Genomic DNA, 24,193 nt, shown 5'->3' on the forward strand with positions numbered 1-24,193 from the left:
TAGGCGGCATAAGTTAATTTCCTTTTTAAGTTAAAATCTGGTCATCCGTCCTTATTTCCAGGGAGGCTATTCTGTTTTTTTTCAGGAATAATATACAGGATACCCCAGTGATTGGCAGGCACTGCCGCATAAAATATTTTTACGGTTTCCCCGGTAGCAGGTGATATCACCTTGGCCGTACCGGACTTGCCCTTCTGGAGATCACGTCCGACCCTGCGTAATTCAGGCAGCTTCAAAAAGACCGCCAAAGAAAACAGGGTGTGGTTAACCTCCCACTCTTCCCGGGGAGCGCTGATCACAGTGCCGTCTTCCGAAAGCAGCATGACAAACCCGTTGTTGGGCAGTTTTTTCCCTGTATTGAAAAAGCGGGTCAGCCAGTCAATGGATACATCCACGGTCACCACCCCGGTAAAGGCGCCTGCAACACCGTCAAAAAAGGAGAAGGGTACGGCATAGGTGGTCATAAAGACCCCGCCGCCGCCTTCATCAAAATAGGGATCCACCCACACCGGCCGGTTAAGTATTTTCGGCAACAGATACCAGTCTTTGTTGAAATAGTCATATCCGGGTTGATCCAGGACACTGAACCTGATCTTGCCGTCCTTTTTGCAGGCGTACAATGGCCAGGAGAGGCTCTTTTCCCATGATAGACCGGGGGCAAATGCCACGGATGTGCCGAAAATTTCCGAACTGTTCAGCATGATGGCTTCCAGAACGATTTTAATCTCTTCTGTCCGGAGTCGCTGTAGCTCAAGGATTGTCGCAACTTCCCTGGGAATTTTCTGGATGGACTTTACAAAAAGATCAATCCGGTCCGTATCTTTTTTCAGCATCTGCCGGATCTGGCTCCCGGACATGGTTATGGTGTCTGGATTACCGGTCCGTTTCATGATGCTGGTGGCGGTAAATGCCACGGCAATGATGAAAATACCAATTGCAAGAATTACATCAACCCTTGTGAGAAAACGTTTTCCCAGGTTGGATTGAGGTTTCTGGGGGGTGTTATCAGCGGTTGACATAGAACGCATCGTAACTCACCTTCCGGGGGATCTCTTGGGTCTTGAGCAGAAAATCCACTGCCTTGTCAAAATCGGATCTGGCCAGATGACCGCCAGGACTGTCCGGATCTTTTGGGCGTATCATCTCCGGCATGGCGTCCATCATCCATTGCAGGTGGACAGGATTGCAGATTAGGTTTTTCTTCAGGAGTATCCTGCTGATGAGGCCGATGGCTTCACCGGGGTGGGCCACTGCGTATTCCCAGCCTTCCATGGAGGCTTTAACGAAGCGCCGGACAAGCGCCGGGTCGGCCTGATAGGTCCGGGCCAGGCAGTAAATCCCGTCTTCAGGGAAATCCATATCAAAATCCTTGAGCCGGAACAGGGTGAGTTCATCAGAATCAATACCGTGGTTGATCAGGGTGTGGTACTCATTGTAGTGCATGACCGAAATGATATCCACAGCTTTTTTCAGAAAAAAACTTATCCCCTCATCCACCGAATAGATCTCCGCGCTGATGTTCCGGGTTTTGATAAACCCCAGGGTCTGGGCCCGGAGCACAGTTCTCCATACAGCGATTTTTCTGCCGTTAAAATCCCGGGGCGTGTTGATGCCTGAGGTTTTACGGGCCACAAATTCAATGGCACTTCTCTGGAATACCTGACCCACATTCACGATATCTTCCCCAGATGCCTTCTTCTCAAGGGCAGTCAACAGGTTCATGATGCCCAGGTCGCTCTTTTCCTGCACCAAATCGGTGAGCACATCCTCATTGTAGCCCCAGTCCTGGATCGTGACATCCAGTCCGTACTTTTCATAAATCCCTGTTTCCCTGGCCACGTAAAACCCTGCGAACTGGGGTTGGGGAAGCCACATGGGCATGAAGTTGATTTTTTTCAGTTCTCCGGCCTGTAAACGCCCCCCCGGCAGGAGCATCATCACCCAGACCAGGAAGACGATGGCGACACAGTGTTTTGTTCCGGTATGCCGCTTCATATCATGGTTTCCCGTCAGCATTGAGCAGCAGGGGCAGCCCCTTGTCGCCATTGCCCATGATAATAATTTTTGAGTTGGGGGATTTGGCCAGTTCCTGGGTGACCTCAAGGCCCTTCCACTTGAGGATGGGGATGCCTGCAATGGTTTCAAAGGACTTGATCCCCTGGGCTTCTATGGACTTGCGTCTCCTCTCCTTTTTTTCAATGGACAGTCTGTAATCATACTCCTGGCTGAGCTGGTCGGAGACCATCTTCCTTTCGATGGAGGCAGCAACCGGTTCCGGGAGTATGATGCGTTTGATCAGATAGTCTTCCAGCACAATATTGCGGGCGAGCATCTTTTTATTTAAATAATATTTTATGGATGCCTGGATCACCAGGGTGGAAATTCTGTAGAGCTGCTCCGGGGGATAATTCCCGATTACGGACATGGATGCGGCCTTGACCTCCGGATCCACAAAGGTTTGTGCATAGTTTTCCCCCAGGGTTTTGTGGATGGTGGGGATCCCGTCCCTGATGGGATAGAATCTGAAGGCGTAATCCACGGTGATGGTCAACCCCTCGGTGGTCAGAATCTGCAGGCTGCTGTTCGATGTCTGCACACGGGTATTGTATGTGTACATGACATCCCAGGGCCAGATGAGATGCAAGCCTTCCCTGTTGATTTCGTTGATCTGGGTACCCGTGAACCTGGACCACCGGACCCCCTGCTGCCCCGGATAGATTGAGATCACAATACTGTTCCAGAAAAATGCAATCAGGAACGCAAGGATCAGCAGGGAAACAGTGATGCCTATGGTATGCTTATCCCACAGGGTGGTGATTTTTTTCTTGAGTGTTTGCAAAGCCATCTGATAGTCCCGATTAAGTTCTCATAAGGTGTTTTGTCCCGTGTTCCGGGACGGAGTTCCGGTGATCTTCATCCTGCCCTCTTCCATGTGGTATATCTGGTCTGCCATGTGAAACCATCTGTCATCATGGGTGACGCAGATGATGATCTTTCCGCGGTCCTTCAGGTCCGGCAGCAGTTTCTCATAAAAGATGCGCCGGAAGTGGGGATCCTGATCAGCAGCCCACTCGTCCAGTATGATCACGGGTTTGTCTTCAAGTTCCGCCACCATGAGCGCCAGTCTTTTGCGCTGTCCTGTGGACAGGTCCGTGGTGCTGAAGGCATTGTTCTCCACCCTTACCTTGGTGGAAATGTCCAGCTGGTTGAGCAGTGCATCAATCCTTCCGGGGGTGTGGTCGTTGATGCAGTAAATCCGGCTCGACAGATGGAAGTCACTGAAAACGGCGGAAATTTTGTCCCGGTAACTTTGAAGCTGTTCAATGCCCAGGGGGGAGCCGTTGACAAGAATCTGCCCCGAATCAGCCGGGATAAGACCTGTTATCAGGCGGAGCAGGGTGGATTTTCCTGATCCGTTGCCGCCGGTGATAAAGGTGATCCGACCGGCCTTGAATTGTGCATCCAAAGGGCCGGCTGCAAACAAAGGCCCTCCCTGGTCATCACGATAGGCGTGGGCTACCTGGCTCAGGCCGATGGACCCAAGCCCTTCTTCCAGCGCGCCCCGGGTTTGGGGGGCGGTGTCAGCGGCTGCCGCTGCCAGGCGGTCTTCCATGGATGCGATATGTTCCAGGGCCAGCTCCGCCTGGGTCACCATGGGGGTGGCAAAGGCAACCGTACACACGGGTCCTGAAATAAAGAGCACCACAATAGTGGCAGGCATCACCACCTTGTGGAAATCCGGGGCAAAGACCGGTACGACAAAGACGATCAGTCCGGCCAGGGAATAGAGCAGCGCTTCGGTGGCGGCATAGTTGCGTCCCCATTTCAGTTTCAGCTGCACATTGCTCTCCCCGGCATCCTTGGATGCGCCGGCCAGGTGAGCCACCACGCCCTCTGCCCTGGGACCGCTCATCCGGATCTCCTTAAAGCCTTTTATAAATTCTGAAAGCCCTTTGAATACAGTGCGTTCTGCTGTGTCCGCCCGCCGCATCAAAAGACGAATGGTCTTTACCCTGGCAAAATGCAGGGCCACGGCAATGCCGGCAAGGCCAAAGGCCAGGACACAGGCCAGGGGGGAGAGCCAGGCCAGATACACTGCAAGAAAGACCAGCATCAGCGATTGCTGAAGGCCGATGACCAGTATGGGAAGCACCTGGGAAAGGACCTGGGTATCCTGGGTCAGGACCCCCTGCAGACTGGCATGACCGATTTTTTCAATGGTGATCAGATCTGTCTGCCGGACAAGGTCAAACAAGCGGGTGCGAAGCCGGTGAATCAGCTGTTCTGCATCCCGGGAGGCTGTCACCAATGTGTGGGTGTGGGTGATATGGAACACGGTGATACTGATGACGAACATGAACATCAGCCGCGGGCTGACCCCCTGGGTGGCTGTGGTCTGGGACACACTGGAAATAAGGGCCACGAACACGAGGGTGGAAATCGGAATCAGGGCGTTCATGGCCAGGGTGGCGTTAAAATTACCCGGAATTTCGCGGACCAGCAGTCTAAAAAGTTTCATCGTTTCTCCCCGGCTCAATCACGGAATTTCCCGTTTCCTTACTCCCCTTTTTCTTTCTATGGTGGGCGACTTCCGTCAATTTGCCTTCATCAAGATGAAACCGGCGGTCCGCCGCATCATAATAACGGTCGTCGTGGGTCACGGCAATGATGGTGAGCCCCTTTTCCGAAAGGGCGGGCAGGATTTCCCGATAGAATTTTTTTCTGAACCGGGCGTCCTGATCTGCTGCCCATTCATCCAGAATCAGGATGGGTTTATTTTCAAGCAGGGCCGCCACCAGGGCAAGCCGTTTTCTCTGCCCGGTTGACAGGTCTGTGCGGGTGAAGGTCTGATCCCGGATATCAGAGACATCTGCCATCTCCATCCACGCCATCAGGCGGTCTGCTTCTGCCAGGTCATCATCTGTAAGGCCGTAGAGCCGGGAGAAAAGATGAAAATCTGAGAAAACCGGTGCAATTAAACCGCGAAAGCCTGCCAGGCGGGCCGGTGTGATGGGCAGGCCGTCCATGGATAATTTACCCCGCCCGGGTTGATAGAGGCCGGTGAGCAGCTTGATAAAGGTGGATTTTCCGGCACCGTTGCCCCCGCTGATGAACACTGTTTCCCCCCTTCTGATACAGACATCCATGGGACCGATGGTAAAGGGTGGCTCCCCCGGCGGGGCCGGAAATGTGAATTCAAGGCCTTGCATCCGAATGTCTGAAAAATTGGCGGACAGGGGTTCCAAAGGACCAGCACTGCCTTTTTCCTCGAGTGCGGCCAGTTCCTCCTCCAACACCAGCATACGCCCTGCGGCGGCTTCAGTGGCACGCAGCACGGCCAGGGACTGCATCAGGCCGAAAATCGGCGATCCCAAAAAGAGAATGCCTGCTGAAATTTTAACCAGATTGCTGCTGACCGTGGGCGCGTAGAGGGGGACGATAAAGAGCACCACCCCAAGCATGACGTTAAAGGTGGTTTCTCCGAAGACGAATTGCTGCCAGGTGTGCTGGTGCACACTGCTGCAGGCCTTGGCCGTCTCAAGGGACTGGGCCGCGAACCCCTGGCCGATGGCCTGGCTGCGAACGCTGCACAGCCGCTGTTCCTTGAACCCGTCAAAGAGGTCTGAGACGTAGTCAAACAACCGGGCTTCATGGTCCCCCTTGGCGCTGCAAGTCTGTTCCAGGGTCTTTCCCAGGCGGTAATAAAACAAGGATGCGGCCGTTATCATTCCGGACAAAAGCAGGAAGGCGACCATTGAAATGGTGGCAATATAGACCAGGATCATCAGAATCAGGATCACGGATCTCACGGCCTGGGCAATGTATTGGGAATTGGCGGAGATGGCCTTGCTATTCTGTGTGATGCTTTCGAACAGCCGGCTTCTGCCGAAATGTTCCAGCTTCCAGAGGTCTGCATGGCGCAGGCGGTGAATCAATGCCATTCTGATCCGGTTTACGGCCTGTTCCAGGTCGGCGGCCAGACGGGCGATCATGGTGCTTTCTGCCGTGGCGTATATTAATGTACTGGCTACAAAGATCATGGCAAGGCGGAGATCCACAAACGCCTCTTTGGCGTCGTGGATGATTTTTGCCGCATAGGTAACCACCGCCAGGATAACCGTGGTGCCCAGGGCAGAGACGGCGGCGTAGCGCATGAGTCTGCGCAGCGGCTTTTCTCCGGAAGCATTCAGAAGCCGAACCAGGTTCATCCCCATCTTCCTGACGCATATATCCGGCCCGTGAGCCCCATATTGAATATCATTCCTTTTCGGTTCATCCCTGGTCAGGCAGTCCGGCCAAAACAACCAGCCAAAACAATAGGATAGCCTAAAACCCCTCAACCATTATTCAACAGCCATTTGTTAATCTATAACCGCTTATAATTACAATAATATTACTATTAGAGAAAGAACTTTTTTATGACATTGACCGAAATTAAAAAAAAACTGGGTAAGATTCTGCCCAGGGGCTAAAATGTTACAGGGATAAAATGGGATATTCAATCTTTGATCCCTGCCTTAGAAAACCACCAGGTTCCAGAGCAGATCCCATGTCAGATATCTTTAATCAACCGTTCCCCGTTACACGCCCGGGCAGCCCTGTCAAACCCGTCCAGGCTGTCCTCCAGGGACTGGGCCAGCAGGGTACCTGCCGTATACGCATTTGAATCACCCTGGTGCTCTACCGCACACAGCACATCCATGATACTCATGCACTCAATATCCATGGCCGGGGTGTACCCGGTTGTATTGCCTTCAAGATTCACTGAATACAAAATGCCTGCATCCAGAAGCATCTCCAGAAGATGATGTACAATGGTTAAGGGCAGATTCAGTTCCCTTGCAATACGGTTATCTGTGGCCGGGGGCTTTTTTTCGGCAAAGCGCTGAACACATCCTTTGACAATCTCGAGCATGGCAAGTTTTCTGGCCCGAATGCTCATGGCAGTCAACGTCAAATCCGGGGTTCTTGCATTTTCAGTATTTTCCCACTCAAAGGCAATTTCCGCCCCGTAGAGCAGTACCCCCCAGGAAATCTGCAACCAGATCAGAAACATGGGTAATGCGGCAAAACTGCCATAAATGGCATTGTAACCTGTGACAAAAACCTGAAACTTTAAAAACGCAGTCTGGATAATCTGAAACAGGGCGCCGGCAAACACAGCCCCTGCGGCGGCAGCCCTGAAATTTACCTTTTTATGGGGCATGATCACATAAAAAAACATGAACAGCGACCAGGTGACCACATATGGCACAACATGGATGAAAAAAGAGAGAATGCCTTTAATATCAATGGGAACGCCAAGATAGATCCAGAAAGATTCCAGGCGGGGAATCATGAACAAGTTCACGGATCCGGACAAAATGCCCAAAAGCCATGCGGCCAGGGCAATGGTCAGATAATCGGTGAATTTTCTGATCAAAGGCCTGCCATCCCTGATCCACCAGATACAGTTGAATGTGCCTTCGATATGAAACATCAGTTTAATCAGGGAGTATAAAAGAAGCAGAACGCCAAGCACGGCCATAAGCCCTCCCTGGGTTTTCTCCAGCAGATTGTTGGTGAAAACCAGAATATTCTGGACAATCTCCTCACGGCCCTCAAACAAAGACATCACCTCAGCCTCAAGGAATTGCTGGAACCCGAAGCCCTTGGCAATCCCAAAGGCCATGGCCATGACCGGCACGATGCTGTAAAGGGTGTACAGGCTCAAGGCGGATGCCCGCAGCGCACAGTTGTCCCGTTGATACCCCTTGCCAGCCCTGTAAAGCACCCGAATGGCCTTGGCCCGAAATTGGGCAAATGAAAAGGATATCCTCTGCTTCATTTCCGGTTCAACCATGCCTTCAGGCGTTTTAAGCCTTCCTGGGTGGAGATCTTTGGCACATAGCCCAGGTCATTTTTTGCCCGGCTGATATCAAACCAGTGGGAGGTGGCAAGTTCCCTTGCCGCAAACCGGGTCATGGGTGGATCCTTTTTAATACCCAAGGTCCGGTAAATGAATTCAAAGAGCCACCCGGCCGCATAAGCGGTGTTCCCGGACACATGCCCTTTAATGGGCGGCAGGCCTGCGGCTGCCAGAAAAGCATTGGCCAGGGTCCATTTGGACATGGGCGCATCCTGGCTGATAAAATATATGTTGCCGGACAGATCAGGATTCAGGGACAGCTTTTCAGCGGCCAGGATATGTGCGTCAGCCGCATTATCCACGTAAATGGTGTCCACAAGATCCGTATCCGGGCCAATGATTTTCAGCCGGGAAGCTCTGCTGATAATGCCGGGTACCAGGTGGTTGTCTTCCGGTCCCCATATCAGATGGGGCCGTAAAATGATTACGGAAAGCCCCTGCCCCGCAGCTTTAATTATCTCTTTTTCCGCCAGGGCCTTGGTTTCAGGATAGGGCGCCAGATAGGTATCCGGATAGGGAACCAACTCATTGGCCCCGTGCATATCCTTGTCATCAAACACCACCGAAGGCGAACTGGTGTGAATCAGCTGACCAACCTTATTTTTCATGCAGGCGTCAATAACATGCACGGTTCCGGTCACATTAATGCGAAAATATTCATCATAAGCACCCCAGATACCGGGTTTTGCCGCCGTATGAAACACGGTCTTCATGCCTTTTAAGGCATCTGTCACAGCATTGATGTCGGTCAGGTCTCCCTGGATCTGGGAAACGCCCAGTTGATCCAGCGCTGGATACCGGGACCGGGAGAATGAGCAAACAGTTTCCCCTTTATCCACAAGTTTTCTGACCAGGGCCTTGCCCAGAAACCCGCCGCCGCCAGTAACCAGAATATTTCCCAGGCTCATTTTACCGTTACCACCTGTTTATCCAAAATTTTATAAAATAGCTGTTCAATCTTTGCTTGACAAGTTGCAGTTTTTTTTATAAAAGTTATCTCGCTTTTCAGCTGAGCGGGAATAACTCAGTGGTAGAGTGCGACCTTGCCAAGGTCGAAGTCGCGGGTTCGACTCCCGTTTCCCGCTCCACCTTTGTTCAATCCATTTAAAAATCAGGCCCCCTTAAAATTCAATTTTACGTCTATATTATTCTTGTGTAAAAATTCATATATATTTTAACTATCCTCATTTACCAAGATATAGCGCATTCTATTCTCAGCAATTGCTTAATAAATACAGATGTCACATACCACAGACATAAAAAAAAGGCCATGGAAACCACTGAAGGTATGCCTTTGGGAATATTTATGTTACAACCGGCCCATGATTAATACAAACTTCGGAAGATAATTATGAATAAAAAACAAGAACAGGTCTTGTGCATTGACCGTGAAACCCTTCCCGCATCCTGGGTAACCCAAAGAACAGTTCTCCCAATGAATTTTTCCATATTTGCGGCCACATGCACCAAAGCTAAATTTTCCTTTGTCCGCCGTGTCATCGCTGAAGAAGACAGACAAAAGAAACAGATTATTCCTTATATTCTTTTGCAGACAGCCGATGCCGGCAGGACAGCGGCTTACAACAGGCAGGGCAGCGAAAAACGGCTCCATGACCTGTGGTCCATCGGGATCGGCGGCCATATCAACCCCGGGGATAAGACCATGGCGGCAGACAGTTTTGAACACATTTTAACAAACAGCATGCAACGAGAACTGGATGAGGAACTGATCCGACGAATTTCCAGTGACCCCATTAAATTTATAGGCATCATCAGTGAAGATATCACACCGGTAGGCAGCGTTCATCTGGGCGCTGTCTTTCTGATCCGGACACAGCAGCCAGAAGGCTATCTGCCCGGAGATGAATTGCACCGCTTTACCTGGCATGCAACACAAACGCTTTCGCAACTGAACCTGGAACTGTGGTCCGAGCTGGCCCTGGAACTTGTCAATTCTTTGAATCCAGCATTTTAAGTGTAATGGAACCATTTTTTTTCAGCACCTTTGATCCCCTTGTGATTTTGCACAAGCTGATGCCGTATTTCTCAGCGATTTTCCGCTGGGTCATACCTGCATGCAGATCTTTTAAAAGCTTCCAGCGCAAGGAAAGGTCCGAAAGCTCCGCCGGTGTAAAAATTTCATCAAAAAAATGTTCCAGTTCACCCATATTTTTGATGGATAAAATGACTTCCAGTAATTCCCGATCTATACGCATAAATTTTTCTGCACCCTGCAGTATTATTCCTTTTCACAAAACAGATGAACCCTGTAAGTATGAATGGTCAGGCTGCCTTTGGTCCATTCATCGGCATCAAGCCCGGCTTTGATGCACAACTGGGATAAAAAAGAAGTGGGGTCAGGCAATTGTTGCCATACCTGGGGGAGAAAAGTGGCCCGTCTGCTTCCTTTTGCTATAATAACGCCATCCTTGAAAGGCACAAGCTTTTGAACCAGCTCTTTTGACGTACGGTATTCAAATTTTTCAGGCAAGGACAAAAGACTGATCTCCAGATCCACCTGGTCAAACTCATCCCTGGCAAGGGGTGCAAACCGGGAATCTTTAAAAGCAGCAAGTCTTGCGGTTTCACCAACCCCTGTTTTCAAGGGTTCAACCGGTTCAATGACACCAATACATCCTCTTAATGCACCGTTTTTATGCAAGGTCACAAACAGACCCTGCTTGATTTTCAGAAAGGGCTGATTTAAATCAATTTGTGTGTCATCCACAGGAAGACCAAGTTTCTCGGCAATACTGATGCGAGCCATTTTCAGCAGCATCTGCCCTTGTTTGTCACTGATCATTTTATTCTGAAACCCTTAAAATAATTGCGTTGGGGCTATTATTTTTTTGATTTTTCCTTAAAATACCTGTCCACCAGGGATTCGGCCAATCCCAGGTATGTCTGGGGTAAAAGTGCCCTCATGCGTTCTTTAACTTCAGGCGGCACCTTTTCCAGCCCCTCCACAAACCGGGCCAAATCCTCTTTCTGAATTTTTCTGCCCCGGGTCAAATCTTTGAGCCGTTCATATGGATTATCCTCGCCATATACCCGCATAACGGTCTGAAACGGTTCGGCCAGAAGTTCGGGGTTATCGTCAAGATCCTTTTCAAGCACCTGCTGGTTCAAATCCACCTTTGACAGGCCCTTTATGGCATTTTTCATCCCAATGGTAAAATAGCCGAAGACTGTGCCAAGGCTGCGCAGCACTGTACTGTCAGTCAAATCTCTTTGGAACCGGGATTTCTGCAGTTTAACCGCCAGATGCTCCATCATGGCAATCCCAAGGCCCATATTCCCCTCACTGTTCTCAAAATCAATGGGGTTGACCTTATGGGGCATTGTGGATGATCCGGTTTCACCTGCCGCAACCCGCTGTTTGAAATATCCGAGACTGATATACCCCCACATGTCACGGTCGAAATCAATCATCACCGCCGCAGCCCGGACCATGGCATGAAGAACCCTGGACAGGGCCGTATTTGGATTTATCTGGGTGGTGAATAAAATGGGTTCAAGAGACAAGTGATCCCGAATAAACCGTTCAGACGCGGCTATCCAGTCAATTCCGGGAAACGCAAACACATGGGCGTTGTAATTACCCGTGGCCCCGTTTATTTTTACCTGGATTCCAGTGCTTTCCAAAACCTGAATTTCCTGATTCAAACGCCAGGCAAAATTGATAAACTCCTTTCCCGGAGTCGTGGGGGTAGCGGGTTGCCCGTGGGTGCGGGACATCATTGGAATGCTTTTATAAACCAGGGCTTTTTTCTCAATCTCTGCCACAAAGGTTTTAAGCAGCTCAACCACCAGGGCCTTGCCTTTTTTAAGCATAAGCCCGTATGCTGTATTATTGATATCTTCGGAAGTGCATGCAAAATGTACCCATTCCCGTATGGAGGCCAGTCCTGCCGCATCCAGTTTTTCCTTAATCAAATATTCCACGGCCTTTACATCGTGGTTGGTCCGGAACTCTATCTCCTTGACCCTGAACGCATAATCCTCATTAAAATCATTGATCAAAACATCCAGGCTTGATAAATCTAAGGCTTGGCCGCCCTGTACAATCTCATGGACCTTTAAATCCGTTATCAGAAATTTCAGCCACTCAAGTTCAACGTGAACCCGGTGATGAATTAATCCGGATTCACTGAAAATATGTGAAAGAACCCCGGTAAGACTTGCATAACGACCGTCTATGGGCGTGATGGATAACACCTGTGTCATTTTCTCTCCATTATGAATAAATAAAAAATACGGTTGTCATAATAGAACCATCATGTTGATTTTGCAATAAAATACAATAACCGGCCATCCTTATCTTGACAATCCTGAAGGATTTAAAGTATTTTACAAACCTGTTTTTATTAATCTTTCAAGAAGCGAGCTTTGTGTGCCGCGGGGGTAAATAGTTATTATGGCACTGACCAAAACTATTATTACAGAAAAAATACAAAACGAACTGGACCTGTCAAGAACCGTTGCCTACGATGTCATGGAAGAATTTCTTGAAATTATAAAAGAGACCATTGCAGGTGGTGAAGATATTATGATTTCAGGTTTCGGCAAATTTTGTGTAAATGAAAAAAAAGCAAGAAAGGGGCGCAACCCTGCAACAGATGAGGAGATGACGCTCTCGGCCAGACGTGTTGTCACCTTTAAGTGTTCCGGAAAACTTCGGGATTTGATTAATTCCAACGCCCAGTAAAATTAATGTTTTTATCTGACCAGACGATCACCGACATTATTCTTGTTACGCTCATTGTTGATTTTATAATGAATTATGTGGCTGATCGTCTGAACATCAGCAGACTGACAACACACCTGCCTGAAAAATTTTCAGATGTATATGACAAAAAAAGGTATAAACAGTCCCAGCAGTATCTTAAGGCCACCACCCGATTTGGCGTGATCACGTCAACCATTGATCTTGGTATTCTTTTAGCGTTCTGGTTTTCGGGCGGTTTCGGCACCCTGGACAATTTTGTCCGGGAAACCGGCTGGTCTTCCATGGGTTGCGGACTTTTATACATCGGTGTCCTTGCAGGATGCAAATTCATTATATCCCTGCCCTTTTCCGTCTATTCCACCTTTGTCATTGAAGAAAAATTCGGTTTTAATAAAACCACACCCAAACTTTTTGTTCTGGATCTGATAAAATCCATGATGCTATCCCTGGCCCTGGGCATCCCTTTGCTGTCTGCCATATTCTGGTTTCTGGAAAGCACGGGTTCCTGGGCCTGGATGATCTGCTGGGGTGTGACCGCAGGTTTTATTCTGGCGGTGCAATACATTGTTCCCTCATGGATCATGCCCTTGTTCAATAAATTCAATCCCCTTGCAGACGGTGAGTTAAAGGACAAACTGTTTGCCTACGCAAAAACCATTGATTTTCCTTTGACCCGGGTCTTTGTCATGGACGGATCCAAACGCAGCACCAAGTCCAATGCATTTTTCACAGGATTTGGAAAAAACAAACGCATTGTGCTGTTTGACACCCTGATCAACGCCCATACCCCGGACGAACTTCTGGCTGTACTTGCCCATGAAATGGGGCATTTCAAAAAAAAGCATATCCAGCGCCGTCTGATTTTCGGCATTCTTCAGATGGGGGTTATTTTTTACCTTCTGTCTTTATTCATCACCCAGCAAAGCCTTTTCACGGCATTTTATGTGGATACGCCGTCCATATATGCCGGCCTGATTTTTTTCGGTATTCTTTTTTCCCCGGTTGACCTGATCATCTCCATTATCATGCAGTTCTTCGCAAGAAAGGATGAGTACGAAGCAGACCGGTTTGCCGCTTTGACGACAAAAAAAGCCGGGGCCTTGATAACGGCTTTAAAAAGACTCAGTGCCGATAATCTTGCCAACCTTACCCCGCACCCCTTTTATGTATTTTTAAATTACTCCCACCCGCCACTGGCCCAGCGTGTTGCAGCCATTGAAAAAATTGAATCATGGAACGGCTTTTAGTCTTTTCGGATCTTCACGGCAGTCTCTCGGCCTGGCTGACGATAAAAGCCTTGGCTGGTCCCGGTGATGCCGTTGCCATTGCAGGAGATTTGTTTGATACACGGTATGGCAGCTACAATGAGCCTGATTTTGCCCCGGACCAGATCCGGTCAACCATTGCCGGCCTGGATTTTAAACTTTTCTATATTTACGGCAATTGTGACGTGGAAGGATTCTGCAAAGGATTTTCCCATGAACTGCGCTTTAAGGCCTTTGATAAAACCATTTTCATGCATCATGGACATAAGAACAATCTAATTCCAGAGGGCACGGATATCGTTATTCAGGGACACACCCACCTGCCCCAGTTAGAAAAAATTCAAACGTGCATCCACCTGAATCCAGGCTCCATTGCACTTCCCAGAAACGATACTGCCACCTTTGCCGTCATTGACAGCAACAGTGTAAGTCTGGTGACGCTGTCCGGTAAAAAACTGGCATCACTGCCATTTTAACTTTTTACGCAATACCGCAAAACTCACCTTTAAAGTCATATTTATTTCAACAGGCATATTATAGGTTCTAATTCTACTTTGTTAACTTTATTTTTGTAAATACTTTTGAAGATCTCTATAGCGTTGTCGGTGCCTAAATTCCATTTGTAATTTTCTTTTTTCAATCAAATTATTGTCCCCGATTAGCAACGCAATAATCATAATTCTGATATCTCGGCAACTAAGCAAGGGATATACTGGAGTCATCTGTTGATGCAGTTCCACCCATACCTGCCTGTCCCATCTGAGCCATAATATTGTTCAAAATGATTCTGGATATATTGATATCTTTGGTCTGCGGGAATCGACCCCAAACTGGTCATGTATCAAGAACGCAATTTGTATGATATGATGCCGGAATAACTTTCACAAAGAGGAAGAGGAATCCTTAATGCCAGGTAAAAAACCAAATTTTAAAAATGTATGGGACCATTCAAAACAGCATGCAGGTAAATTAAGTAGACCAGAACTTGAGACCCGTATCAAAATTGGAAGATATAATCGACTGGGCGTTCAAGCCGGATCAGATTTTGGCATGTATTTAGGCACTGGAGATGACCGGGTTCTTCTGCCCAATAAATATGTTCCAAAGGGCCTGTCAATTGGCGATTCCCTTGATGTGTTTGTGTACACGGATTCAGAAGATCGTCTGGTGGCAACCACTTTAAAACCTGCCGGTGTGGTGGGTGATTTTGTTTTTTTAATCGCAAAAGATGTTACCCCTTTTGGCACTTTTATGGATTGGGGGCTGGAAAAAGATTTGCTGGTGCCCAAAAATGAGCAGCAGAGCAGGATGGAGCCCGGGAAAAAATATTTAGTCAAAATCTGCCAGGATAACAGAACACACAGGGTTTATGGTACGACCCAGATTTCTGCCAATTGTGATAAAAATACCCGGGATCTGAAAGTCGGACAGGAGGTTGACTTAATTGTTCATTCTATTACTACCATTGGGATAATGGCCGTTGTTGATAATCGATACTATGGAATGATGTACTTGAATGAAACCTATCAACAATTATTTATTGGAGATACATGTAAAGGGTATATCATGCGGATCCGTGAGGATGGGAAAATTGATTTGAGCATGAAAAAACCCGGGTATTCATCGGTTCCCAAATCTGCAGAGGTTATTTTATACCGGTTAAATCAATCCGGAGGATTTATCCCTTGCCACGATAAAAGCTCTCCTGAAGCTATCCGCAAGCGGTTTTCCATGAGCAAGAAAGAATTCAAAAGGGCTGTGGGAACCCTGTATAAAAAAAGAATGATTGAATTAAAAGACAACGGGATTGGTCTATTAAAGTGATTCCCACATCCTCTCAATTGAACCAACGCCGGTTTCCCAGCGAGGGGGCAAACCACAGTTTGAATCCGTCCTTTTTATTCCTTCTCTAATATCGGAGCGGTCATCGGGGATGAGGCGTCCGGCAAATTGCCTTGGGTGTCGGTTTTAGTGACACCGTCGTCGCTCGAGTCTGAAGCCTCATCTTTCTTGTCATCCAGTGTCTGTGATTTGATTTCATCGCCGGCACTAGGGGGAAGATCTTTTTCTGATATCTGAGCGGGCATCGGGGGTGAGGCGTTCGGCAAATTGCCTTGGGTGGTGGTTTTAGTGTCTTCAGTATTGGTTTTAGTGAAACCGTCGTCGCTCCAGCCGAAAGCTTCACCGTTCAGGATGATTTTTTCTTTATTGAACCAAACTGTCAAATCGTCCGAATTCTGCTTCATTTTTTCAGTGTCGATGTTTGGTGTACCCACTTTATAGAGATCATTGGTATACTTTATTGTTTTGGATAATTGCTCATCGGAGGGAATTATTTGAGATTTGAAGATCATTTCTATATCGTAGCCTTCTTTTTTGGTCTTGTCCGCCTCAAGTTTTTCGCGAACAAGAGAGACAGATATCTCTGCAGAACGTTTTTTCTTTATAAATGATCTGATCGGAAATACATCTTTAAAAGTCAGCACACTCATTTCCGGAAGGTCAGCCATGACGGTCGCATCGGCAGGATAGAAATTTTTTTCCCCGTCCTCATTCTTTAAACGCAACGCTACCAGGGAATTTTCAGCCAGCCAGCGCGTAGGTAATAAAAGTGTAATATTGTCGTCCTTGAAAACATTGAATGGGTTGATAAGGGATTTATTCGCAACCTGTAGCAACACGCGGTCAAATTCAGGTTGTATTTTTTTTAAGATATCAATGTTTCGAATTTGCCCGTAGAGCCACAGCAGATCGTAATTCTTCACCTTATCATTTTTCAGCACCATATCCATGATGCGATTGAAAACATCGGGTCGGGCATTCAGCAGCAAAGCCGGACCGACCGCCCTAATCATATCAGGAGAGTCGATAAATGCGATATTCCCATTGTCCAGATTACGCAGAATCAACTTGCCTGCCTCGTCAGAATTTCCCATACGTCCATACTGAAGGGCCGCAAAAAGGATATTCCCCCAATCAGCATCATCTGAATTGGCTAAAACCACCTCCAAATCGCTTTTAAGCATGCCAGGCTCTGACTGTTCCACTTGCAGCATGGTTTTGCACATGGCAACGGAGGCCGCATAAGGATCCTTTCTCAAGATTTTCTGGTGGATTTTTTGAAATTGGTTGAAGCAATTAAGAGCCTCCTTATTTTTACCAATTTCCTGGGCCGCTTGACCGCGGTAATACCAGTAGGGCGGAAATTTTTGAAAACTGTTTTCAATCCGCTCCAATTTGCGATACCGCCGGTCAAGGTTGGGTTCTTTTAAAATAGCAGTATAATCGCTGAGCTGTTTTTCATTTAATCTCCATTCATCAGGCAAATTATATCGCCGCATCAACTCCCAGGAATATTTCAACAGCTTTTTGTAAAAACCATTGAGCCCCTGCATGGTTTTTGCTTCAATTGCCCATTTTCCTTCCTCTTTCTCCTTGGCGTATGTATCCATTTGGGATCGGTAATTAAAATAAAAGGACCCTGTGTAGAGTACCGATTTTAAAATGCCCGCATAAGGGTTGAGCACCAAGTCAGTATCGAAAATGCGAGACGTCATTCTATTTTTAAGCTCGGTTTGGACATTTTTATCAAAGCAGGTGAGGATGTAATTTCTTTCATGATCTTGAATTTTCGAACTTGTGAGCAGGTCCATGAGTTCCTGAAGCAATGTGATGATGTCAGCGTCAGGAATATTGCTCAAATTCAAGTTGTTGATGATGGTATTGTATTCCTGGTCAAGCACCACCTTGTCATTATAAGTCATGATATGAGTCAACGAGACCGCAATCAGGTTTAAGGATTGCAATACCTGGAGCTGGGCCTGGTCCTTAGTGAGGTCCGCCCGAATTTCCCCGGGGATAAACACCCCAGACAGCAGGATGCAAATAAGAATTATAACCGACTGTAAACCCATGATAAATTTTTTTTGAATGATCCGCTTTTGCATTTTTCCATCCGATGAATCGGTTTTTGCTTCAACCGTTAAAAATTTTAAACTTTATTTGTATGCTCGGAACCTGTTTTTTGTCAAGCTTTATTAAAGCTCTATAGCCTCACGAAGCATAGCACTTTTATCCTTAAACCCATAGAGTTTAAAATTATTCAAAAACTGGGCTTGCGTTTCTTTAAGGCTGAATTTTGCCTGCAACATGCAGCCTCCTTACAGGGGTCATCTGAGATCAATCCCATGGATTATATGATCAAACTCCAGGAATATAAATCCAGAATAAAACAGGATCCTGAAAAATGGGTATGGATCAAGCCGAAAGGACACAATGAAAATGGTGAGTTAGTCATAATGGCCCATCTTATGATCAACCCCTATATTTTACACAGTGTCAAAAAAATTTACAGGAAGAGCGCAAATATCCTGTTCAATTCAGTCGTTTTCTGTTTTGGGTTTTATTTAATACATATTAAATATCAATTGGTTATAATTAAATTAGCGGTTTTTATCGATTGGCGCAGTGTTTGCTTTACTGTCTGCGCCTGTAACAAACTGAAAAGGAGCCTAACATAGATGAAAAACATCCGGGTGCTGCTGGTGGATGATGAAGAGCGATTTGTCCTTTCAACCAGAAAATTTTTAACCAACAGAGGCTTTGATGTTTTAACGGCATTCAATGGAATGTCGGCCCTTGAGGTGCTTGAGGCCAATGACATCCATGTCGTGGTTCTGGATGTCAAAATGCCTGGAATGGATGGTATTTCCGTATTGAAAGAAATTAAAGCGCGCTTCCCGCTGGTGGAAGTGGTCATGCTGACAGGAAATGCCACCTTCGAATCGGCGGTTGCGGGAATAAAGATCGGTGCCAGTGATTACCTGATGAAGCCTGCGGAACTCACTGAACTGGCTCAGAAAATAGAGGAAGCATTCAGGAAGCGAAAACTTCAGGAGGAAAAGCTCCTGCATGAAAAAAGGAAGCAATAACCAAAAAATTTCCAAAAGGTGGTGACAGGTGAAAGTTCTTTTTGTGGATGATGAGGTTGATTTTCTGGAAGTGATGGTAAAACGGCTGAAAAAACGCGATGTGGACGTCACCGGCCTTTCTGATGGTAATAACGTCATTGAATTAATAGAGAAAGACAATTATGACATCGTTGTCTTGGATGTCCGGATGCCCGGATGCAAAAGTGGAATTGACATATTAAAGGATATCAAAAAATGCAGGCCTCTGGTGGAGGTGATCATGCTGACCGGGCATGCGCTGCTGGATGTGGCAAGAGACGGAATCGCAAACGGGGCCTTTGATTATATGGTGAAACCGGCGGATATCGACGAACTGTTCTATATATTAAATGATGCATACCAGAAAAAAACCATCCAGGAATCCAAAATACGGAATATTGAAGATATTCTAAAAAATAGTTAAGTATTATAAATAGTTATTGATTATTATGAAGGAGGGTTAAGTAATGAACTTTGTCAGAAAAATGGGGCGGATCATGTACCTTGGCGCAAGAGCCCATGCAGACTGGGAAATCGAGATGGCGGGCAACATCCTTCGTAGCAGAAAACGGCTGATGGTGCTGGGCCTTTTGACACTCCCGATTTTAATCTTCGGGGTGGTATTCGCCGAAGATGTCGCATCCGGCCTTCCCCATTACCTGGGCGGCAAAACCGCTCTGAGTCCGTCGTTTTTTACCATGGGTATTTTTGTGTCGTCCATTCTTATCGGCCTGTGCGCAGGGCTGATCACCGGGTGCATCGGCGCGGGGGGCGGGTTCATCATCGCTCCGGCCCTCATGAGCGCGGGGATCAAGGGTATTCTGGCGGTGGGAACGGATCTGTTTCATATTTTCGCCAAAGCCATCATGGGAAGCGTGCTGCATAAAAAGCTCGGCAATATCTCCGTCTCCCTGGCGGTCATTTTTCTCATCGGCTCCATCGGCGGTGCCAGCATCGGCGGCTTGCTCAACCGGTTTTTGTATGACCTGAATCCCATCATCTCCGATGCCTTCATCACCACCATCTATGTGTTTATGCTCGGCGCTTTGGGGGCATACTCGCTCATTGATTATTTACAGGCTCGGAAAGCACCGGATGGGGGCGGCGAAGCCCACGGCGGAAAATCCGAAGGCACTGAAATGGGGAATCTCCCCAAAAAACTTCAGGCCATTAACCTGCCCCCCATGGTGACTTTTGATCAGGGCCTGGTTCCCGGCGGCCGCCAGATTTCAAGCTGGTTTCTGGTTCTTTCCGGTTTTTTTGTCGGCTTGGCCGCCGCCATTATGGGCGTGGGCGGCGGATTTTTGACCTTCCCGATTTTTGTTTATGTGTTGGGGGTTTCCTCCATGACCACGGTGGGGACCGATATTTTCCAGATTATTTTCACCGCAGGGTATGCTGGCATCGGACAGTATGCGGTTTACGGCTTTATTTTTTACACCTTGGCCATGGGCATGCTCCTCGGATCTCTTTTGGGCATTCAAATCGGTGCCATGGCCACCAAGGTGGTGAAAGGCATCACGATTCGCGGGTTTTATGCGCTTGCGGTACTGGCTGGTTTCATTAACCGGTTTTTCGCTCTGCCAGCCAAGCTGTCTTCCGTGGGGGCGTTTCCCCTTTCCAAAGAAACGGCAAAAATTCTGGATTTAATCGGCGTATGGTCGTTTTTTATTATTATTTCCATTTTCGCCATCTGGGTGATTGGAACTTTCCTGATGAACATTAAAAAACTCAAGGGCGGGGAGGCGTAAATAAATGATAGCCAATCGAAAAGAATTTTATGGCGGCGTGGGCTTGATGACAGTATTTATGATAGTCCTGATTATGATATTCCTGCCGCTGTATCAAGGTCAGAATGGTTTGAATTTTTTGGATAATCTGTTTAATTCCATCTCAAAGGGATCTGCGTATTACATCCCGAAAGTGAAGGAGGATGTGGCCAAATCCCTTTCGGGGAAAAAAATGGCCCTGGACCTGAAATTTGAGAATGAAGCCCAGGCAGGCGAGAGTCTCATGTTATTTACAAAAGGCGGCGCAACTGCCATTGTGGAAGGGGTAAACCTGAAGGTAAACGGCGACCTGGACCGGATAATGGGCAATTGCCTGGAAGATGCGGATACGCTTTTTCATAATAAATCTGATATGTTGCAGGAAAAATACGGCCAAAAAGGCAGGCAGGTTCTCTATAACTGGTGGCTCAGTTTAAAAGCCATGCAGAAATCCCTGAACAATAACGAGCAATTCAAGGAAGCGAAGGTCGCCTATACCGTCATGACCAAGGCTGTTGAATGCGCATATAATTATGAGGGAATTGAAGCCCAGAGCATGACCAGTCGCCTTGGTGTGGTGGTTTTCGCCCTGGTGTTTTACGTGGTTTATACCTTGTGGTATGGGTATGCTATCATGTTTATGTTTGAGGGCTGGGGGCTGAAGATCAGTCATTAATGCAATTTTACCACAGAGCACACAGAAAATATAAAAAACGAATGCGGATTGCCTTTGTGCGCTCTGTGGTGACTTTTATTTTTTTTCGGTTACTCCGGGTTAAGTGAGCAATGAAAAGTATCAGCCGGATATTTAAAAACCTTTTTCAAAATCTGAAAAATCCGGCCCCGGAGGGTCATGACGCCGAAAAACTGCGGATTGACTTTAAGGAGCGGTACCATCATTTCAATATGCTCCTGAAGGCCAACAAGAAGGCCCTTGAAATTATGGCCGGTATGGAGCAGGCCCTTCAGGGGAAGCAACCTTTCGGCATGTCCTTTGTCAAATCAAACTGCATCGGGGTCACGGTCAGCCTGTTGCGGCTCATCAAACATCTGGACCAGCTCAGCGGTGGAAAATATAATCAGCTGTATGATCGGTTCGATGATATTTCTAATAAAATAAGACCATTAATAGAACAAAAAAAAGGGCTGGCCGATGAGCGCATCGTCATCCCGCTGAATGCCATTGATCGCAGCATGACGGATCTGGTGGGCGGCAAAATGGCCAATCTAGGTGAAATTCATAACCGAACCAGCCTGAAAGTACCCGGCGGATTCGCTATCACAGCCCATGCCTGTCAGCTTTTTTTCATGCATAACGATCTCCAGCCCGAAATCGACAAACGGTTTATTTCAGCCGACCTAGATACCATGGACGGACTTTACAATTTAAGCACGGATATCCAGGCGTTGATTAATGATGCCCGGATTCCCGAAGATGTTGAAAAAAAAATCACCGCGGCATGGCGCAACCTTGAGGATGAGGCAGGCCGGCCCCTGGTCGTGGCTCTCCGGAGCAGCGCGTCCGGCGAAGATTCCGCGGACAATTCTTTTGCTGGTCAGTACCGGTCGGTGCTGAATGTCCGTGAGGAAAATCTGTTCCGGACCTACAAGGACATTATCGCCAGTCTTTACAGCCTGACCGCCATCTCCTACCGGTTGAACAAAGGGCTCAGAGACGAGGACATCTCCATGAGCGTCGGGTGCATCAGCATGGTGGATGCCATTTCGGGCGGCGTGATGTATTCCAGAAATCCCCTGGATGGAAGGGATGCGTCGGTCATCTTGAATTCAGCGTGGGGCCTGCCCAAATCAGTGGTGGACGGCGCAACGGACTGCGATGTGTTTATTGTCAACGGCAACCGCCCCATGAAAATCCTCAGACGGGAGATCAAGGACAAGAATGATCAGTTCCTTTGTTTTGCCAACGAAGGGGTCTGCCGGTTTGAAATCACAGGGGACAAAAAGAGCCTGCCTTCCATTACCGACGATCAGGCCCTGACGCTTGCCGGACTGGCCGTGAAGCTGGAAGCCCATTATGGCGGGCCCCAGGACATTGAGTGGGGGATTGACCGGAATGGGACTATCTACATCCTTCAGTGCCGTCCCCTTCGCCAGATAGAGGCGTCGGATATGAATGTTCCTGGGGAAATGGCGCAGGAGAGACAAAAAAACCTCATTGTCTCCGGCGGCGTGGTGATAAGTCCGGGTGTCGCCTTTGGTCCGGTGTATATCGTAAACAGCACCGCGGATATGGTGCATTTCCCGGATAAGGCCGTGCTGGTGGCAAGACAGGCCCTTCCCGTCTGGGCATCCCTGATGAACCGGGCAGCCGCCGTGGTCACGGAGCAGGGCACGTTTGCCGGGCATTTGGCGAATGTGGCCCGGGAGTTTAATGTTCCGGCGATTTTCGGATTAAAAGACATTACCGCTCTTTTGAAAAACAACGATGTGATCACGGTGGACAGTACCCATCAGTACATATACAGCGGCAAAATTGATATTTTAACTGATGCACCCGCGGCAACCCGGACCTGGATGGAAGGCAGCCCGGTTTATAACGTGCTGGCCGATGTCAGCCGCTACATCGTGCCTTTGAATCTGCTGGACCCCTATGCATCCGATTTCAAGCCGGAAAACTGCATGACTTTTCATGACATCACCCGGTTCTCCCATGAAAAGTCCGTTCAGGAGATGTTCAATTTCGGCAAGGAGCATGATTTTTCCGAGCGGTCCAGCAAGCAGCTCTATTATAAGGTACCCATGCAATGGTGGGTGCTGAACTTAGACGACGGATTTACAGATGAGGTGAAGGGCAAATATATCCGGCTCGAAAACATCGCATCCATTCCAATGCTGGCGCTGTGGGACGGACTGATCGCCATCCCATGGGATGGTCCGCCTCGTATCGACGGCAGGGGACTGGCTTCCGTGATGTTCCAATCCATGACGAACCGGGCATTGGAGCCGGGAATGAAATCCGCTTATTCCGAGCGCAATTATTTCATGGTATCCAAAAACTATTGCAGCTTCACATCCCGGCTGGGGTACCATTTCGCCATGACCGAAACCCTGGTCAGCGGCCACACGGAGGAAAATTACATCAGTTTTCAGTTTAAAGGCGGGGCCGCTGACAACAATCGCCGGATTCGACGGGTCCAGTTTATCAGTGATATCCTCGCGGATAACGGATTCCGGGTGGAAGTTCGGGAAGATACCCTGATCGCCAGGGTCGAGGGCTTTGAAATGGATTACATGCTGGAGCGGCTGAAAATCCTGGGCTACCTCATCATCCATACCCGCCAGCTCGACATGATTATGTCCAATCCCCAGGCTGTCTGTTATTACCGTGCAAAAATAGATAAAGACATTCAAAAAATTATTGTTGATTCCTGCCTTCAGTCTCATCCAGCACTTCTCTGACCATCTTCGCCATATGGTCATGGGGGTGTTAAGATTCAAATAGTGTAACGCTGTACCCTCGAATTAATGACAAAATATTGTAACGCTCTGGTAGGAGAATATCCCGCCGCCTATCCAGCTAAAAATTTTAAAAATACCCAGCCTATCTCGCC

Annotated in this window: 21 protein-coding genes and 1 tRNA gene; 11 read left to right on the forward strand and 11 right to left on the reverse strand. The window is 47.9% G+C overall.

All coding sequences use genetic code 11. From position 1 onward, the window contains the following. Positions 1 to 41: 41 nt before the first annotated feature. The 7 genes from AB7U36_RS03390 to AB7U36_RS03420 form a co-directional block, all read right to left on the reverse strand. Complete coding sequence (locus AB7U36_RS03390; RefSeq protein WP_428158402.1) at positions 42 to 1,028, reverse strand: PDC sensor domain-containing protein; 987 nt, start codon at positions 1,026 to 1,028, stop codon at positions 42 to 44. Then, positions 1,006 to 1,995: an ABC transporter substrate-binding protein gene (locus AB7U36_RS03395; RefSeq protein ID WP_428158403.1), complete on the reverse strand. Its 990-nt coding sequence runs from the start codon at positions 1,993 to 1,995 to the stop codon at positions 1,006 to 1,008. The genes AB7U36_RS03390 and AB7U36_RS03395 overlap by 23 nt, the downstream gene beginning before the upstream one ends. A gap of 1 nt (position 1,996) precedes the next feature. Then, positions 1,997 to 2,845: a prohibitin family protein gene (locus AB7U36_RS03400; protein WP_428158404.1), complete on the reverse strand. Its 849-nt coding sequence runs from the start codon at positions 2,843 to 2,845 to the stop codon at positions 1,997 to 1,999. Between the two features lie 21 nt (positions 2,846 to 2,866). Further along, positions 2,867 to 4,519, reverse strand: coding sequence for a cyclic peptide export ABC transporter (locus tag AB7U36_RS03405; RefSeq protein WP_428158405.1), 1,653 nt, complete (start codon positions 4,517 to 4,519; stop codon positions 2,867 to 2,869). Further along, positions 4,506 to 6,209, reverse strand: coding sequence for an ATP-binding cassette domain-containing protein (locus tag AB7U36_RS03410; RefSeq protein WP_428158406.1), 1,704 nt, complete (start codon positions 6,207 to 6,209; stop codon positions 4,506 to 4,508). The genes AB7U36_RS03405 and AB7U36_RS03410 overlap by 14 nt, the downstream gene beginning before the upstream one ends. 344 nt (positions 6,210 to 6,553) lie before the next feature. Further along, the gene (locus AB7U36_RS03415; RefSeq protein ID WP_428158407.1) at positions 6,554 to 7,843 is read right to left on the reverse strand and encodes a YihY/virulence factor BrkB family protein; all 1,290 of its coding nucleotides are present in this window, start codon (positions 7,841 to 7,843) and stop codon (positions 6,554 to 6,556) included. Next, a complete protein-coding gene (locus AB7U36_RS03420) occupies positions 7,825 to 8,817 on the reverse strand; it encodes an NAD-dependent epimerase/dehydratase family protein (RefSeq protein WP_428158408.1) in 993 nt (330 codons plus the stop codon). The genes AB7U36_RS03415 and AB7U36_RS03420 overlap by 19 nt, the downstream gene beginning before the upstream one ends. Positions 8,818 to 8,922: 105 nt before the next feature. Here AB7U36_RS03420 and AB7U36_RS03425 point away from each other — a divergent pair. Together AB7U36_RS03425 and AB7U36_RS03430 are read left to right on the forward strand one after the other, a co-directional pair. Then, positions 8,923 to 8,997 (forward strand) — tRNA-Gly (locus AB7U36_RS03425). Between the two features lie 263 nt (positions 8,998 to 9,260). Continuing rightward, on the forward strand, positions 9,261 to 9,884 hold the full coding sequence (locus AB7U36_RS03430; protein WP_428158409.1) for a phosphoesterase: 624 nt from the start codon (positions 9,261 to 9,263) through the stop codon (positions 9,882 to 9,884). Here the strand turns inward: AB7U36_RS03430 and AB7U36_RS03435 are convergent. Genes AB7U36_RS03435 through purB form a run of 3 tightly spaced genes read right to left on the reverse strand, consistent with a single transcriptional unit; the run spans position 9,859 to position 12,136 of the window. Beyond that, positions 9,859 to 10,125, reverse strand: coding sequence for a Trp family transcriptional regulator (locus AB7U36_RS03435; protein ID WP_428158410.1), 267 nt, complete (start codon positions 10,123 to 10,125; stop codon positions 9,859 to 9,861). The two genes, AB7U36_RS03430 and AB7U36_RS03435, sit on opposite strands and share 26 nt — an antisense overlap. 23 nt (positions 10,126 to 10,148) lie before the next feature. After that, on the reverse strand, positions 10,149 to 10,712 hold the full coding sequence (gene amrA, locus AB7U36_RS03440; protein ID WP_428158411.1) for an AmmeMemoRadiSam system protein A: 564 nt from the start codon (positions 10,710 to 10,712) through the stop codon (positions 10,149 to 10,151). 38 nt (positions 10,713 to 10,750) lie between these two features. Next, a complete protein-coding gene (gene purB, locus AB7U36_RS03445; RefSeq protein WP_428158412.1) occupies positions 10,751 to 12,136 on the reverse strand; it encodes an adenylosuccinate lyase in 1,386 nt (461 codons plus the stop codon). A gap of 190 nt (positions 12,137 to 12,326) precedes the next feature. Here purB and AB7U36_RS03450 point away from each other — a divergent pair, with 190 nt between their 5' ends. The 4 genes from AB7U36_RS03450 to AB7U36_RS03465 all read left to right on the forward strand — a co-directional run bounded on the left by AB7U36_RS03450 (position 12,327) and on the right by AB7U36_RS03465 (position 15,727). After that, entirely contained in the window at positions 12,327 to 12,617 is a 291-nt protein-coding gene (locus tag AB7U36_RS03450; RefSeq protein WP_428158413.1) for an integration host factor subunit alpha, read from the forward strand. Positions 12,618 to 12,622: 5 nt separating this feature from the next. Beyond that, positions 12,623 to 13,885, forward strand: coding sequence for a M48 family metallopeptidase (locus AB7U36_RS03455; RefSeq protein ID WP_428158414.1), 1,263 nt, complete (start codon positions 12,623 to 12,625; stop codon positions 13,883 to 13,885). Continuing rightward, positions 13,870 to 14,379: a YfcE family phosphodiesterase gene (locus AB7U36_RS03460; RefSeq protein ID WP_428158415.1), complete on the forward strand. Its 510-nt coding sequence runs from the start codon at positions 13,870 to 13,872 to the stop codon at positions 14,377 to 14,379. The genes AB7U36_RS03455 and AB7U36_RS03460 overlap by 16 nt, the downstream gene beginning before the upstream one ends. A gap of 526 nt (positions 14,380 to 14,905) precedes the next feature. Beyond that, on the forward strand, positions 14,906 to 15,727 hold the full coding sequence (locus AB7U36_RS03465) for a CvfB family protein (protein WP_428158422.1): 822 nt from the start codon (positions 14,906 to 14,908) through the stop codon (positions 15,725 to 15,727). Positions 15,728 to 15,801: 74 nt separating this feature from the next. Here the strand turns inward: AB7U36_RS03465 and AB7U36_RS03470 are convergent, their stop codons facing one another. Then, positions 15,802 to 17,850, reverse strand: a complete 2,049-nt coding sequence (locus tag AB7U36_RS03470) for a hypothetical protein (RefSeq protein ID WP_428158416.1) — start codon at positions 17,848 to 17,850, stop codon at positions 15,802 to 15,804. 573 nt (positions 17,851 to 18,423) lie between these two features. On the opposite strand from AB7U36_RS03470, the gene AB7U36_RS03475 reads away from it, so the two are divergent. From AB7U36_RS03475 to AB7U36_RS03495, 5 genes are all read left to right on the forward strand, one after another. Beyond that, positions 18,424 to 18,834, forward strand: a complete 411-nt coding sequence (locus tag AB7U36_RS03475) for a response regulator (protein WP_428158417.1) — start codon at positions 18,424 to 18,426, stop codon at positions 18,832 to 18,834. Between the two features lie 28 nt (positions 18,835 to 18,862). Further along, positions 18,863 to 19,276, forward strand: a complete 414-nt coding sequence (locus tag AB7U36_RS03480; RefSeq protein ID WP_428158418.1) for a response regulator — start codon at positions 18,863 to 18,865, stop codon at positions 19,274 to 19,276. 43 nt (positions 19,277 to 19,319) lie between these two features. Continuing rightward, positions 19,320 to 20,603 (forward strand): sulfite exporter TauE/SafE family protein, encoded by a 1,284-nt coding sequence (locus tag AB7U36_RS03485; protein WP_428158419.1) that lies wholly within the window; start codon positions 19,320 to 19,322, stop codon positions 20,601 to 20,603. A 4-nt stretch (positions 20,604 to 20,607) separates the two neighbouring features. Further along, a complete protein-coding gene (locus tag AB7U36_RS03490; RefSeq protein WP_428158420.1) occupies positions 20,608 to 21,297 on the forward strand; it encodes a hypothetical protein in 690 nt (229 codons plus the stop codon). A gap of 110 nt (positions 21,298 to 21,407) precedes the next feature. After that, positions 21,408 to 24,041, forward strand: coding sequence for a PEP/pyruvate-binding domain-containing protein (locus AB7U36_RS03495; protein ID WP_428158421.1), 2,634 nt, complete (start codon positions 21,408 to 21,410; stop codon positions 24,039 to 24,041). Positions 24,042 to 24,193: the final 152 nt, after the last annotated feature.

This window comes from Desulfobacter sp., assembly GCF_050177295.1.